12 protein-coding genes are annotated in these 14,350 nt (G+C 60.2%); 7 read left to right on the plus strand and 5 right to left on the minus strand.

Annotation, left to right across the window (positions count from 1 at the left end):
• Positions 1-35: 35 nt before the first annotated feature.
• The 3 genes from N6L27_RS11255 to N6L27_RS11265 are packed head-to-tail and all read right to left on the minus strand — an operon-like array spanning position 36 to position 2,250.
• Positions 36-839, minus strand: coding sequence for a substrate-binding domain-containing protein (locus tag N6L27_RS11255; RefSeq protein WP_271907342.1), 804 nt, complete (start codon positions 837-839; stop codon positions 36-38).
• A complete protein-coding gene (locus N6L27_RS11260; RefSeq protein WP_271907343.1) occupies positions 836-1,546 on the minus strand; it encodes an ATP-binding cassette domain-containing protein in 711 nt (236 codons plus the stop codon). Before N6L27_RS11260 ends, N6L27_RS11255 begins: the two co-directional genes overlap by 4 nt.
• Positions 1,546-2,250, minus strand: a complete 705-nt coding sequence (locus N6L27_RS11265; protein ID WP_271907344.1) for an ABC transporter permease — start codon at positions 2,248-2,250, stop codon at positions 1,546-1,548. Before N6L27_RS11265 ends, N6L27_RS11260 begins: the two co-directional genes overlap by 1 nt.
• Positions 2,251-2,539: 289 nt before the next feature.
• Here N6L27_RS11265 and nadA point away from each other — a divergent pair, with 289 nt between their 5' ends.
• From nadA to nadC, 3 genes are read left to right on the plus strand one after another with little or no spacing between them, the layout of a single operon-like run.
• Complete coding sequence (gene nadA, locus N6L27_RS11270; RefSeq protein ID WP_271907345.1) at positions 2,540-3,592, plus strand: quinolinate synthase NadA; 1,053 nt, start codon at positions 2,540-2,542, stop codon at positions 3,590-3,592.
• Positions 3,593-3,595: 3 nt separating this feature from the next.
• Positions 3,596-5,152: an L-aspartate oxidase gene (locus N6L27_RS11275; protein ID WP_271907346.1), complete on the plus strand. Its 1,557-nt coding sequence runs from the start codon at positions 3,596-3,598 to the stop codon at positions 5,150-5,152.
• Entirely contained in the window at positions 5,149-6,003 is an 855-nt protein-coding gene (gene nadC / locus N6L27_RS11280) for a carboxylating nicotinate-nucleotide diphosphorylase (RefSeq protein WP_271907347.1), read from the plus strand. The genes N6L27_RS11275 and nadC overlap by 4 nt, the downstream gene beginning before the upstream one ends.
• 50 nt (positions 6,004-6,053) lie before the next feature.
• Here the strand turns inward: nadC and N6L27_RS11285 are convergent, their stop codons facing one another.
• Together N6L27_RS11285 and N6L27_RS11290 are read right to left on the minus strand one after the other, a co-directional pair.
• Positions 6,054-8,039 (minus strand): CocE/NonD family hydrolase, encoded by a 1,986-nt coding sequence (locus N6L27_RS11285; protein ID WP_271907348.1) that lies wholly within the window; start codon positions 8,037-8,039, stop codon positions 6,054-6,056.
• Positions 8,040-8,170: 131 nt separating this feature from the next.
• On the minus strand, positions 8,171-9,283 hold the full coding sequence (locus N6L27_RS11290) for a CaiB/BaiF CoA transferase family protein (protein ID WP_271907349.1): 1,113 nt from the start codon (positions 9,281-9,283) through the stop codon (positions 8,171-8,173).
• A gap of 292 nt (positions 9,284-9,575) precedes the next feature.
• On the opposite strand from N6L27_RS11290, the gene zwf reads away from it, so the two are divergent.
• From zwf to N6L27_RS11310, 4 genes are all read left to right on the plus strand, one after another.
• Complete coding sequence (gene zwf, locus N6L27_RS11295; protein ID WP_271907351.1) at positions 9,576-11,036, plus strand: glucose-6-phosphate dehydrogenase; 1,461 nt, start codon at positions 9,576-9,578, stop codon at positions 11,034-11,036.
• 48 nt (positions 11,037-11,084) lie between these two features.
• A complete protein-coding gene (edd, locus tag N6L27_RS11300; protein ID WP_271907352.1) occupies positions 11,085-12,893 on the plus strand; it encodes a phosphogluconate dehydratase in 1,809 nt (602 codons plus the stop codon).
• Between the two features lie 3 nt (positions 12,894-12,896).
• The gene (gene eda, locus N6L27_RS11305; protein WP_271907353.1) at positions 12,897-13,547 is read left to right on the plus strand and encodes a bifunctional 4-hydroxy-2-oxoglutarate aldolase/2-dehydro-3-deoxy-phosphogluconate aldolase; all 651 of its coding nucleotides are present in this window, start codon (positions 12,897-12,899) and stop codon (positions 13,545-13,547) included.
• A 113-nt stretch (positions 13,548-13,660) separates the two neighbouring features.
• Positions 13,661-14,332: a DsbA family oxidoreductase gene (locus tag N6L27_RS11310; RefSeq protein ID WP_271907354.1), complete on the plus strand. Its 672-nt coding sequence runs from the start codon at positions 13,661-13,663 to the stop codon at positions 14,330-14,332.
• Positions 14,333-14,350: the final 18 nt, after the last annotated feature.

Raw genomic sequence — 14,350 nt, forward strand, 5'->3', positions numbered from 1 at the left:
AGGCAGGGGGCTCCGTTTAACCAGTTCAGATCAAATCACTTCTGGGCGTTAAAAACGAACAGCGTTTCCCCATTAATCTGGTACGCGTTGATCAGCTCCTTGGCCTTGTCCGAGACCAGCCATTCTTCAAGCTGTATTGCGAGACCATTCTTCACATGGCTGTGTTTCTGCGGATTTACAGGAATAAAAGCATACTGGTTGAACAAAACTGGATCACCGGCGAACAACAGGCTCAGCCCCGCCTTGTTGCCAAAATTCAGCCAACTGGCGCGGTCCGACATGATATAGGCATCCATGCCCGCAGCAGTGTTCAAAGCGGCTCCCATACCCGAACCTACAGCGCGGTACCACTCACCAAAGCCTTCTGGCGCCAGCCCCCCGGCCTTCCAGAGGCTAAGCTCCTTCTTATGGGTGCCGCTGTCATCTCCGCGGCTGACAAAAGCCGCTTTCGTCTCAGCAATCAATTGAAGCGCTTCGGCTGCATTTTCAGCGGCAGCAATCCCTGCATTATCGCCCTCGGGCCCGATAAGAACAAAATCATTGTACATGATCTCACGGCGGTGGGTGCCGTTGCCGCCTTCCAGAAACTTCTCCTCTGCCGGTTTCGAATGCACTAGGATCGCATCGACATCACCTGCCTCACCCAAGCGAATTGCCTGACCTGTGCCAACAACAAGCAGCTGCACATTCAGTCCCAAGTCCTTCTTGATCTCCGGCAAAAGAATCTCAGCCAAACCGGAATTATGAAAAGAAGTGGTCACCGCCATCTTCATGTCTTCCGCCATCGCGGCCGCGGCCCAAGCAAGGGAGGCGACTGCGCCCAAAATCAAATGTTTCATTCTACAATATCTCCATTCAGAAATGCGCGCGCCTGCGCGGTTTCAGGCCCGGCGAAAAACTCTGCAGCCGGGCTAAACTCGTGGATGCGGCCCTGCAGAACGAAGATCACTTCATCCGCCAGCCGCCGGGCCTGGCCCATGTTGTGGGTGGACATGATCAGCCGCGTACCACTGCCGGCGGCATGAACAAGAATTTCCTCAATCTCGCGGGTAGCCCTGCCGTCCAGCGCCGCACAAGGCTCATCAAGAAACAGCACTTGCGGCTCGCGCACGAGCGCTCGGGCCAACGCCAGTTTCTGCCTTTCACCGCCTGAAAGCATAGTGGCTTGACGCTCCAGAATTTCACCCAAGCCGACACGGGCGGCCCAATCCGCGGCCTGCGCGCGGGCCTGGCGGCGGCTCAAGCCAGTCAACCGCAGTGGATAAGCGATGTTTTCGATCACCGAACGCCGCATCATCACAGGGGTCTGGAACACGAAGGCCTGGTGTTTCTGCGCTTCCTCCAGCGGACAGGCCCAATCCAGGCTGCCGCCATTCATCCGAACAATGCCATGCAGCATCTTCAAAAGCGTAGTCTTACCCGCGCCATTCGGACCAATGATTATCGACGTGCCTTGTCCCCGCAGGGACAGATCAACCGGTCCTACCAGCACCTTGCCCCGGCGACGCACCTGGGCGCCTTGGGCGACGAGCGGGAACAATTGCATCACCAGCGTCCTTCGCTCTCAGTGCGGCCCAGCCAGTGGATTGCCAGATTGACCGCAACCGCCAGCGCAATCAGCACGAAGCCCAAGCCCAGGGCCATTGCAAAATCACCCTTTCCAGTTTCAAGTGCAATCGCCGTAGTCAGAACCCTAGTCGCATGGTCAATATTGCCGCCGACCACCATGATCGCACCCACTTCGCCAATCGCGCGGCCAAAGCCAGCCAAAGCCGCGGTCAGCAGCGCCCTGCGACCATCCCATAACAACGCCTGAACGCGCTGGAACTGGGTCGCGTTCATGGAGATCAGCAGGTCGTGATAGTCGCTCCACAATTCACGCAAGCTCTGATGCGCTACGGAAGCCACCAGCGGAACCACGATGATCACCTGCGCGATGATCATGGCAGTGGGAGTGAACAGCAGGCCAAAAACACCAAACGGTCCGGATCTGGACAAAAATACGTAGACCACCAGCCCAACGACAACAGGAGGAAGGCCCATCAACGCATTGAGCACCGCAATCGCAGCCCGTCGCATCCGGAACCGGCGCACGGCAAGGAAAGCTGCCAGCGGCAGCGCAATGGCACAGGCAATGGCCAGCGCAGAGAGCGTCACACGCAGCGAACGCAGGGTAATTTCCACCAGATCCGCGTCCAGCGTCACCAGCAGCAAAAAAGCTTGGCTCAGTCCTGCCCACAGATCATTCATAGTGTGTGGTCACTTTCCCAAAGGCCAAATTCCCGGCCGTTCTAACATGGCTTAGCGCGGCTCCAAATCACAGGAGAGGACGCCGGGACAGCCAAAAACGGCAAACCGGCTGGAAAATCATGCTTCAGATACCCATTTGATAAACAACGGGTTCACTGAGATGCCGCCTGTTAGCGCCAAACCACCGTATTTGGCTCCGTTTCCGCTCACACGCGCTTGCGCGGATGATATGAACATGAAACAACCCCCGCCCAAAGTGTCACCGCAGACGCAACCTTGAGGATACGCCATGTTCGACCTGCAATCCATGCGGGATCAGCTCGCCAACCATTACGATCTGGCCCCCAATCCGGCTCTGGCCGAACAAATGGCAGATGTCTACGCGCGCATGGACCGCGTGGTGAACCCCATCGAATGGGCCACGCATGCGCCTTATGTTGCAGCCATCCTGGAGTTGAAAAAGCAACGTAACGCGGTGATTCTGGCGCATAACTACATGACGCCCGAAATCTACCACGGCATCTCGGACGTGGTCGGCGACAGCCTGCAGCTAGCGATTGAGGCCACCCGGGTCGAGGCGGACGTGATTGTGCAATGCGGCGTGCATTTTATGGCCGAAACCTCCAAGATACTGAGCCCGGAAAAGACCGTGCTGATCCCTGATATGGAGGCAGGCTGTTCGTTGGCAGAAAGCATCACGGCCGAAGGAGTCGCGGAAATGCGCCGCCGCTACCCTGGTGCGCCAGTGGTCACCTATGTGAACACCACCGCCGAGGTCAAAGCCGCTTCTGACATCTGCTGCACGTCCTCCAACGCCGCGCAAATCGCTGCCGCGATGGAAGAAGACACCATCATCATGACGCCAGACCAGTATCTGGCCCAGAACATTGCCCAGCAGGTTCCGGAAAAGAACATCGTCTGGTGGGAGGGGTCCTGCATCGTGCATGAGCAATACACCGCCAAGGACCTGCGTGACTTCCGTGAATGGAACCCGGGCACACGGCTTATTGCTCACCCCGAATGTCCGCCAGATGTAGTGGCCGAGGCCGACTTCTCGGGCTCGACAAGCGGCATCGTCAAATACGTGACCGACGAAAAGCCGGAGAAGGCGCTGCTGATCACCGAATGCTCGATGGCCTCGAACATCGCCGACCAGCTGCCCGAGGTGGAGTTTGTCGGCCCCTGCAACATGTGCCCCTACATGAAAAAGATCACTCTGGAGAAGATTCTGTGGTCGCTGCACACCATGTCCGAGCCGGTCGAGGTTGACCCGGAGGTTGCGGACAAGGCCCGTGTCGCGGTGCAGCGGATGATCGACCTCAGCCAGAAACTGGGCATCTGACCCGTGACCGAAACAAGCCGTATCGTCATTGCCGGCGCAGGCCTTGGCGCACTCTATGCGGCGCTTGAACTGGCCCCACGGCCGGTTCTTGTGATTTCGCCCGAACCCTTGGGCGAAGGCGCAAGCTCGGCCTGGGCCCAAGGCGGCGTGGCGGCGGCAATGGCCAATCACGACACGCCAGAGGCGCATGCTGACGATACCCTGCAGGCCGGGGCCGGCACCGTCGACCCCGAGGTTGCCGCGATGGTCACACGGGTTGCACGCGAGCACATCATTGACCTGACCGAGCTTGGCACCCCCTTCGACCGCGATGCTGACGGCAACTATGTGATGAGCCGCGAGGCCGCCCATTCCGCCGCCCGAGTTGTGCGGGTGAAGGGCGACCAGGCGGGTGATCAGATCATGCAGACGCTGATAGCGGCCGTAGGCGCAGCCCCGTCTGTACAGGTGCTGGAGAACACCCAGGCCGTGCGGCTGGAAACAGACGGTGAAACGGTCACTGGCATCTGGATCACCCGCGCTGATACCCCCTCTGCTCCAGTGCTGATCAAATGCCCGGGTGTGCTGCTGGCTGGCGGCGGTTCCGGCGGGCTTTACGCCCATACCACCAACCCGCCCCGCATCCGCGGCCAAGTGATCGGTTTTTCGGCCCGTGCAGGCGCCCGCATCGCCGACCCGGAATTCGTGCAATTTCACCCCACCGCCTTTGACATCGGCGAAGACCCGGCTCCGCTGGCCACCGAAGCCTTACGCGGCGAAGGCGCGGTGCTGGTCAACGCGGATGGAGATCGATTCATGGTCCCGGCGCACCCGGATGCCGAACTGGCCCCGCGCGATATCGTTGCCCGGGCGATTTTTGCCGAAATGCAGGCAGGCCGCCGCCCGATGCTCGACACCCGCCATGCTTTGGGCGCTGAGGTGCTGTCTCGCTTCCCCACCGTTGCCGAAACCTGTGCCCGCGCGGGCATCGACCCAGTGGCGCAGCCGATCCCCGTTACCGTTGCTGCCCATTACCACATGGGCGGGGTCGAAGCCGACCTTCAGGGCCGCACCAGCCTGTCCAATCTTTGGGTCTGCGGTGAAGCCTCCTCCACCGGACTGCACGGCGCCAACCGGCTTGCCTCCAACGGTCTGCTGGAAGCACTTGTCTACGCCCGCAATGCGGCCCGGGACATTGCCGCCCTGGACCTTCCGGCAGAAGCCGCCGAAGTCCTCCCGGTATTCCCGGAAGGTGGCCAGGAGCTTGACCCGACAGCCGTGAACACCTTGCGCGAAGTGATGACCGCCCATGCTGGAGTCCGCCGAACCGCAAACGGCCTGCAACAGGCACTCGCCGCCATCGCCCGGCTTGAGGATGAACAGGCCGGAGATGAAAACTTCCTCAACATGTGCGCCACAGCGACGCTGATCGCTGCGGCAGCGCTCCAGCGTGACGAGAGCCGCGGCGGCCATTTTCGCGACGATTACCCCGAGGCCGATCCCGCACAGGCGCACCGCACCCGCATCACCCTGGATGAGGCCATGGCCATCCGCGCCAAGGTTCAAGAGGAGCTGACATGAGCACCCAATTCGCCACCCTGCCCGACCTGATCCTGGAACCGATGGTGCGCGCCGCACTGATGGAAGACCTGGGCCAGAACGGCGACGTGACCACCCGTGCGGTGATCCCGGCCTCTGCCACTTACTTCGCACGGCTGAACGCCCGCGAAGATGGCATGGTCTCCGGCATGCAGATCGCCCGCATCGCCTTTCACCTGGTGGATGCCGGCCTTAAAGTCGAAACTTTTCTGCCCGACGGCACCCCCTGTAAAAAGGGCGACACGCTGATGACCATCGAAGGCTCTGCTGCGTCGATCTTGTCAGGCGAGCGCGTGGCGCTGAACTTTGCCGGCCGTCTGACCGGCATCGCAACTCTGACCGCCGCCTTTGCGGCCGAAACCAAAGGCACCGCAACCCGCATCACATGCACACGCAAGACCACGCCGGGCCTGCGGATTGCCGAAAAACAGGCGGTGCTGCACGGCGGCGGGTACAACCACCGCTTCGGCCTGTCGGACGCAATCCTGATCAAGGACAACCACATAGCCGCCGCGGGCGGTGTCAAGGCAGTGCTGGAGGCAGCCAAGGACAACGTCAGCCACATGATGAAGGTGGAGATCGAGGTCGATACCTTGGATCAGCTGGCTGAGGTCATCGACACAGGCGGCGCGGACGTGGTCCTGTTGGACAATATGGACACACCCACCCTGATCAAAGCGGTGACACTGGCCAAGGGCCACGTGGTGACCGAAGCTTCCGGCAACATGCGGCTGGAGCGAATTGCTGAAGTCGCCGCAACCGGTGTCGACTATATCTCCTCCGGGGCGCTCACCCACTCTGCCAGCACGCTGGATCTCGGCCTCGATTTCTGAGCCGAAGAGCCGGGGGCAATCCCCGGCCTGCGAAATACGGCCTGCAGCCTTTATAATACCCCCCGCGGAATGGCCTCTTGCCACTCCTTGCTCACCAGCACGTCCTTGTTCGTCCCTTCATAGGCTGTGACCCTGCGCCAGAGGTAGAAATTATCCCGGTCACAGGTCATCTTGTTCTCGGTATCGATGGAGACCTGCCAGCCGCCGCGCTGGAACTCAAAATTCCAGTCGCTGGCAAATGCAGCCGCCGCCGGATCATCCGGGTGGATCTCGTAGTGCATCGTCACATGGCTGCCGGCACACATGCCGTGATAGGGATCCACGGCCTTTCCGTAGTCGTCAAAGGTATCCAGCACCAGCGCCCCATCCTCGCGGGTCCAGGTCTTGGAGGCACCGCCCGCCTCCCGCAGGATCTCGGATTTCAACACGGGATACCCGCGCGGCGCTCCCGGATTTTGCGGGCTGATCTCCTCCGTAACCCTGCGCTCCGGCAGCACCAGCGAGCAGCCGTCCAAATACAGTATCACTTCCGCTGCTTCTGGCGCAGGCCAGACAATCGGCCAGTAAGACGTCGATAATGCCAACCGCAGCACATGACCCGGCCGCAGGCGGTGAGCGCACTCATTCAATTCGATCTCAGCTTCGTAGCGTTCGCCCGGCACCAGCTTTTCCGGCATCTCGAATCCGTTCCGGCAGGCAAGGTTCAACGCCCTGAAGGTAATCCGCTGCGACACGCCCTCCGGGGATACATCGCACAGCCGCGCCACCAGTTGAGCAACCGGCTTGTCCACTGAGAAGGCTACCTTCACCCGCGGACGGCCCAGCATTTCCAGTTGTTCAGGCAATGGCGCCGTGTCGAAACAGGCCGACAAACTGTCATCCCCGGCCTGATCGCCTGCAAGTTCATTGTCAAACCGCATGCCCGGGCAGAAGTAGCCGCCCGCCTGCCCCACCGTTGCCGGGCTGCTGACCGCCAATGTGCCGCTTGCGGCGCTTTCTGCCAGCACGCCATCCCCCAGATGCATCACCCGCAGCTGAACATTGGGCGAGGGCCACTCTGCCTCTGCTGCCCAGCGGCCCTGACGTGGCTTGTTCTGCATGGTCGGGTTGAAATGCTCCTGAATGTAGACGCGGTAGTCCGGCAGAGCTTCGACCCCTGTCTCCTCACCCTTCAGCCACTTGCCGAACCAAGCCAGCACCTCACCATGGAAATCCGCCGGGTCCAGTTTGGCTATATGCGCGTAGCGGTGCTCCCAAGGACCGATCAAGGCTTTGGCAGGCACCGTCAAATTCGCAGCCAGCGCAGGCGGAGCATTCACATAGGCATCCGCCCAGCCAGTGATCGCCAAAACTGGAACCTGAATGGCTGACCAGTCCTCACACACAGAACCGTGCCGCCAGAAATCGCCCCGCGTCTGCTGCCGCAGCCATTCCGCAGCCATGAAGGGCATGCCTTCGATCCGCTTGATCCAATCTTCCCGCCAATCCTTGCGAAGCTCCGGATCTGAAGGGCGCGACTGATAGGCAAACATTTGGCTGCCCCAGTTCGCATTGTCGCTTAGCAGACAGCCTCCCATATAGTGAATGTCGTCGGAATAACGATCCACAGTCGAGGCGACCGAAACCACAGCCTTCAGTGCGGCCGGGCGGCGAAACGCCAGTTGCAGCCCATTGAAGCCGCCCCAGCTGATGCCGATCATACCAATGTTGCCGTCACACCAGTCTTGAGCAACCATCCATTCCAGCACAGCTTCGCCGTCGCTAAGCTCCTGATCTGAGTATTCGTCATCGAACACTCCATCGCTGTCACCGGTGCCTGCAATGTCCACCCGCAGGCACGCATAACCTTCGGCGGCAAAGACCGTATGCGTAGTCTCATCCCGCGGTGCTGTGCCGTCACGTTTGCGGTATGGAAGGTATTCCAGGATTGCTGGAAAGGGTCCCTCGCCTTCAGGCAGCCACATGCGGGCCGCCAGCCTGCGCCCGTCGGGCAGGGAAATCCAGGTGTTTTCAGTGATGCTGTATGCACCGGGCATGGGCATTTCCTTTGACTGTTGTTTGCGTCCGCCTTTGCCCGCACCTTCGCCAAATCCGCGCCTGCTGCAAAGTGAGCGTTCCTGCGCGAATGTAAGCGAGTTTACGCGCGTTCAGGTCTTAACCGCGCAAGTCAGGTCAGCTGTTTCGGCAGCTTGGGTGCCGATTTTTCCAATGACAGCTCTGCCTCTGAAAATTTCCAAGGACCACGCACGCCCGGCACGCCCTCCGGCGCAATTTGCATGCCCCTGTGCCTGATTTGCGGGTCCTCAAAGGCTTGCCCAATGGTGTTGATCGGTCCAGCCGGCACAGTTGCTGCCTCCAGCGCGGCCAGAAGCTCCGTTTGCGACCAATCAGCCAGCACCGCTTCAAGGACAGCAGTCAATTCCTTTCGGTTTGCCACCCGCAGCTGATTGGTTTGAAAGCGTGCATCGGATTTCGCTTCAGGCAATCCAAGGACATCACACAGCCTTTGAAACTGGCCATCATTTCCAACCGCCAGGATAATATGACCGTCACCGACCGCCATCACCTGGTAAGGCGCGATATTGGGGTGGTCGTTGCCCAGCCGAGACGGGCTTTCGCCGGTCGCCAAATAATTCATAGCCTGGTTTGCCAGCAGCGCCGTTGCGCAATCCATCAAGGACATATCCAGGTGTTGGCCTCGCCCCGTTGTATGGCGATGCTCCACCGCAGCCAGAATGCCAATAGTCCCATAGAGCCCTGTTACGATGTCGGTGATCGCTACTCCTACTTTCTGCGGCTGACCATCCTGCGCGCCGGTGATCGACATCAGCCCGGACATTCCCTGCAGTAGGAAGTCGTAACCTGCACGCGACGCATAAGGCCCGTCCTGGCCAAATCCTGTGACCGAACAATAAATCAGCCGCGGATTGATCTTGGAGAGCGTCTCGTAATCGAGCCCGTATTTTTTCAGCCCGCCAACCTTGAAGTTTTCAATCAGGATATCGGCATCCTGGACCAGTCTGACGACTGCCTGCCTGCCTTCTGCTGTCCTGAAATCAGCTGTCACGCAGTCTTTCCCACGGTTGGCGGCATAGTAATAAGCGGCTGACTTGTCGCCATCCCGCTCGATGAAAGGCGGGCCCCACTTGCGGGTATCATCTCCGTCGGGGCTTTCCACTTTTTTGACCTCGGCACCCAGATCTGCCAACGACTGACCAATCCACGGCCCGGCCAGGATACGGGCAAGTTCGACCACTTTCAGGCCTGCAAGCGGCTTCATCGGCATTCCTTCCTATCGGAAACTGTATTCTTCCCGATATGCTTAGTCCCTGCCGCGCCCCCTGGCAACATTTGATCAAATTGCACTTTTAAGACGCAAGACTCCCAGTTCTGCAAAATCCGTGCGGCTATGCTCCCGCTAACCAAATTTTCTGTAGCCCTTAGGCAGCCAGCATGTTAGCGATAACGAAACTTAATCTGCCCCTAGGCCAGCAGAGGGAATTGAATTGCCGCGCCCTTGGCGGCACAATGCTCTGGCCTTTCGGCCCCAATGGAACAGCGATGTAATATCAATGGTTTCCCGCGTCATCCCAGTTGATCCTTTTGACCTCGTGCTGTTTGGCGCGACCGGTGACTTGGCCCGCCGTAAAATCCTGCCCGCCTTGTTTCATCGCTTTCAGATCGGCCAGTTCAGCAGTGACTGCCGGATCATCGGCACTTCGCGCAGCGAACTGACTGCTGAAGAGTTCCGCAATCAAACTGCAGATGCGATCCGCGAATTCGGACAGGAAGTAGAGACCACACCCAAGGAGATCGCTTCCTTCACCGCGCTGCTGGACTATGCTGCCGTTGATGCCCGCGGCGATGCCGGGTGGGATGAGATCCGCGAAAAACTGCGTGACGACGCAGTGCGCGCTTTCTACTTGTCAGTTGGCCCGTCGCTGTTCACCGACATCGCCCGCCGTCTCAGCGAGACCGGGATCGCAACTCCTGAAAGCCGCATTGTTCTGGAAAAACCCTTTGGCCACGACCTTGCTTCAGCTAAGGCTCTGAACGCTGCTCTCCGAGAACATTTCGAAGAACAGCAAATCTACAGGATCGACCATTACCTGGGCAAGGAGACAGTGCAGAACCTGATGGCTCTGCGCTTCGCAAACTCGCTGTTCGAGCCGCTTTGGAATTCTTCCCACATCGACCATGTGCAAATAACCGTGGCCGAAAGCATCGGCGTTGAGGGGCGCGGCGAGTATTATGACAAATCCGGTGCCATGCGGGACATGGTGCAAAACCACCTGATGCAGCTTCTCTGCCTGACGGCGATGGAACCGCCCGCGCAGTTTACCCCCAACTCGGTACGGGACGAAAAGGTCAAGGTGATCGAGGCGCTGCGCCCGGTGCCACAGGCCAGCATTGCCCGCGGCCAGTACCGTAGCAGAAACAGCGGCCTGAACGGCGATGGCTATCGCGATCATGCTGGCAATGCAGCCAGCCGTACTGAAAGCTACATTGCTCTCAAGGTTGAGGTGGCGAACTGGCGCTGGGCAGGCACCCCTTTCTACTTGCGCACCGGCAAGCGTCTACGCGAGCGGGTGAGTGAGATCGCCGTTTACTTCCGCGACCCGCCGCACAATATTTTCGAAGGTTCAGGGCCTGTGCATGGAAATGTGCTGGTGATCCGGCTGCAGCCCGATGAAGGCATCACGCTGAAAACTACCATCAAGGATCCGGGCCCCGGCGGCATGCGGCTGACAGGTGCAAACCTGGACATGACCTTTGCCGATGAACTGGCGGAATCGGGACGCCCGCAGGACGCCTATGAGCGCCTGATCATGGATGTGATCCGCGGTAATCAGACACTTTTCATGCGCGGGGACGAGGTTGAGGCCGCCTGGGCCTGGGCTGACCCGATCATTGGCGGCTGGCAGGAAGCGGGCGACACACCGCAGCCCTATGACAGCGGCAGCTCCGGACCCGATGACTCGCTCCTTCTCATCCATCGCGACGGCCGCCGCTGGCGCAGCATCGGAGCATAAGATGAATACCCTCTCCTCCGCCCTCGCAAATGACAGCAAAGGCACGACATGACCCTGAATTCCACTTTGGCAGCCGTCACGGAGCGCATCTTCTTGCGCAGCGAAGCGACCCGCACCGCCTACCTGGAGCGGATGCGCGCTGCAAAGGGCAAAGGACCGGCCCGGGCGCATCTCAGCTGCTCCGGTCAGGCCCATGCCTATGCGGCTTCCGGTACAGATCAGCAAACGCTGGCAGAAGGAAGCAAGGGGCATCTAGGGATTGTCACTGCCTATAACGACATGCTGTCGGCACATCAGCCGTTTGAAACCTATCCTGCGCTGATCCGCGATGCGGTGCGCAAGGCAGGCGGCACCGCGCAGGTGGCCGGCGGGGTGCCTGCGATGTGCGACGGGGTCACTCAGGGCGAAGCTGGCATGGAACTCAGCCTGTTTTCCCGCGACACCATCGCCATGGCAACAGGCGTCGCGCTCAGCCATAACGTCTTCGACGCGACGGTGTTTCTCGGCGTTTGCGACAAGATTGTGCCGGGCCTCGTGATCGGCGCCCAGGCTTTTGGCCATATCCCGGCAGTATTCCTTCCCGCAGGACCAATGACCAGCGGCCTGGCCAATGACGAAAAGGCACAGATCCGCCAGAAATTCGCTGCAGGAGAAATCTCACGCGAGGAGCTCCTGAAGGCAGAAATGGCTGCCTACCACGGCCCCGGAACCTGCACCTTCTATGGCACTGCCAACACCAACCAGATGCTGATGGAGTTCATGGGACTGCATCTGCCCGGCTCCTCTTTCGTCAATCCCGGCACGCCCCTGCGCGAGGCACTTACGGTTGAAGGCGCCAAGAGGGCGCTGTCGCTCAGCGCCCTTGGCAACAACTACACCCCTGTCTGCGATGTGCTGGACGAAAAGGCCTATGCCAACGGCATTGTCGGGCTGATGGCCACCGGCGGCTCCACCAATCTTCTGATCCACCTCATTGCCATGGCGCGGGCGGGCGGCATTCTCCTCGACTGGCAGGATTTTGCGGAACTCTCTGAGTCTGTGCCGCTGCTGGCGAAAGTTTATCCCAATGGCTTGGCCGACGTGAACCATTTCCACGCCGCAGGCGGGCTGGGCTACATGATTGGCGAGCTGCTGAAGGCGGGGCTCCTGCACCCGGACACCCGGACAGTCGCGGGTGAAGGGCTGGAGACCTATACGCAGGAGCCGTTCCTGTCGGAGGATGGGCTCACCTTCCGCCCCGGCCCGGGGCAAAGCCTGAACGACGCAGTGCTGCGCCCCGCGGATGCGCCCTTCCAGAAGACCGGCGGGCTGAAGCGGCTGACCGGCAATCTTGGCACCTCTGTCATCAAAGTCTCGGCAGTCGCGAAAGAACACCAAGTGGTCGAAGCCCCAGCCCGGGTCTTTCACGACCAGGAAGAGGCCAAGGCCGCCTTCAAGGCGGGCGAATTGACCGGCGACGTAATTGTAGTGGTCCGCTTTCAAGGGCCAAAAGCCAACGGCATGCCTGAACTGCACAGCCTGACGCCATTCCTCGGTATCCTTCAGGGCCGCGGCCAGAAGGTGGCTCTGGTCACCGACGGGCGGATGTCCGGCGCTTCCGGCAAAATCCCGTCGGCAATCCATGTGGTGCCGGAAGCCTTGGATGGCGGCCCGATTTCCCGGATCCGGGATGGCGATCTCCTCCGGCTCGATGCGGTTAAGGGCACCCTCGAAGTCCTAACTGAGACAGCGCTGAACCGCCCCCCTGCTACTGCCGACCTCAGCGCATATCAGCACGGCACCGGCCGCGAGCTGTTTTCCCTTTTCCGCCGTTCGGTTGCCTCGGCCGACGAAGGCGCCAGCGTATTTGGAGTTTGAATGATGCGGATCATCCCTAAGGAAGCCAGCCTGCGCACCTGCGAGATCTGCGCCCTGGCGCCAGTGATGCCGGTGCTGGTGGTGGAGGACGCATCCCATGCCCGTCCCCTTGCCGAAGCACTGGTGGCAGGCGGGCTGCCCGCCTTGGAAGTCACCCTGCGCACCGGTGCGGCGCTGGATGTTATCCGCGAGATGGCGCAGGTGAAAGGCGGTGTTGTCGGAGCCGGCACGCTGATCACCCCCAAAGACGCCGAAGCCGCCAAGGATGCAGGCGCCCAATTCGGTGTTTCGCCCGGTGCCACTGACTATTTGCTGGATGCCTGCGAATCCATCGGCCTGCCCCTGCTTCCAGGAGCGGCCACCGCAACTGAGGCAATGCGCCTCCTGGCCCGCGGCTACGGTATGCTGAAATTTTTTCCGGCAGAAGCATCCGGCGGCGCCCCCGCTCTTAAGGCCCTCGGCGCACCCCTGCCGCAGATATCCTTCTGCCCCACTGGTGGAATCAGCCCGGCCAATGCAGAAAGCTACCTGAGCCTTGGCAATGTGGTCTGCGCCGGCGGCAGCTGGGTCGCTCCCAAGGATCTGGTTCAGTCTGGCAACTGGAGCGCAATTGAGGACCTGGCCCGCAAGGCTTGCAGGCTGGGCAAAGACTGATTTGAGCACACTCTTGCCATTGGTGAACAGCTAGCAGCACTGCGTCAGCAGTTGTTTTGGCGGTCCAGTAGCCCCATGTTTCCCATAAGCAATCAGAACCAAAGGTACGATCCATGGCAGAGGCTTCGACACTTCGTCCCGCCGTTCAGGTCGATATTGTTTCAGACGTCGTCTGCCCATGGTGCGCGGTGGGCTATAACCAGCTTGCCATTGCCGCCCAGCGCGCTGGCGTTGCACTCGACATCAGCTGGCAACCGTTTGAGCTGAACCCGGACATGGCACCCGAAGGCGAAAATCTGCGGGAACATCTTGCAGCAAAGTACGGCAGCACGGCCGAGCAATCGTCACAAGTGCGAAAACAGCTGACTGAATTGGGGGACGCTCTTGGTTTCACATTCCGCTTTTTTGACGGCATGCGGATCTACAATACCTTTCAAGCCCACCAGATAATCGAATGGGCGAGTGAGCGCGGCAAGGGCCACGAGATGAAACAAGCGCTTCTCAGCGCATACTTCACAGATGGCGCGGACGTCTCAGACCCGGATGTCCTGGCAGAGACCGCGGAAGCTATCGGATTAGCAGGATCCGAGGCCCGGACGGCACTTGAGAGCCGCTCCTACGCTGACACTGTCCGCCAGCGTGAAGCGTTCTGGACTGGTCAAGGTGTTCGCGGAGTTCCCGCCATGGTATTCAATCGCCGCCACCTGGTGGCCGGCGCGCAGGGCGTGGAAAACTATGTCAGCCTTCTGGAGCAGCTTAGATGGTCCGGAACCTCTTTCACCTGACTGCCGCGCCGGCCCGAT

The organism is Leisingera sp. SS27 (assembly GCF_028368855.1).
In the GTDB taxonomy this organism is placed as follows: Bacteria; Pseudomonadota; Alphaproteobacteria; order Rhodobacterales; family Rhodobacteraceae; genus Leisingera.

Coding starts and splice junctions, on each gene's coding strand:
- N6L27_RS11255 (WP_271907342.1), bottom strand. CDS start 839: ATGAAACATTTGATTTTGGGCGCAGTCGCCTCCCTTGCTTGGGCCGCG.
- N6L27_RS11260 (WP_271907343.1), bottom strand. CDS start 1,546: ATGCAATTGTTCCCGCTCGTCGCCCAAGGCGCCCAGGTGCGTCGCCGG.
- N6L27_RS11265 (WP_271907344.1), bottom strand. CDS start 2,250: ATGAATGATCTGTGGGCAGGACTGAGCCAAGCTTTTTTGCTGCTGGTG.
- nadA (WP_271907345.1), top strand. CDS start 2,540: ATGTTCGACCTGCAATCCATGCGGGATCAGCTCGCCAACCATTACGAT.
- nadC (WP_271907347.1), top strand. CDS start 5,149: ATGAGCACCCAATTCGCCACCCTGCCCGACCTGATCCTGGAACCGATG.
- N6L27_RS11285 (WP_271907348.1), bottom strand. CDS start 8,039: ATGCCCGGTGCATACAGCATCACTGAAAACACCTGGATTTCCCTGCCC.
- N6L27_RS11290 (WP_271907349.1), bottom strand. CDS start 9,283: ATGAAGCCGCTTGCAGGCCTGAAAGTGGTCGAACTTGCCCGTATCCTG.
- zwf (WP_271907351.1), top strand. CDS start 9,576: ATGGTTTCCCGCGTCATCCCAGTTGATCCTTTTGACCTCGTGCTGTTT.
- edd (WP_271907352.1), top strand. CDS start 11,085: ATGACCCTGAATTCCACTTTGGCAGCCGTCACGGAGCGCATCTTCTTG.
- eda (WP_271907353.1), top strand. CDS start 12,897: ATGCGGATCATCCCTAAGGAAGCCAGCCTGCGCACCTGCGAGATCTGC.
- N6L27_RS11310 (WP_271907354.1), top strand. CDS start 13,661: ATGGCAGAGGCTTCGACACTTCGTCCCGCCGTTCAGGTCGATATTGTT.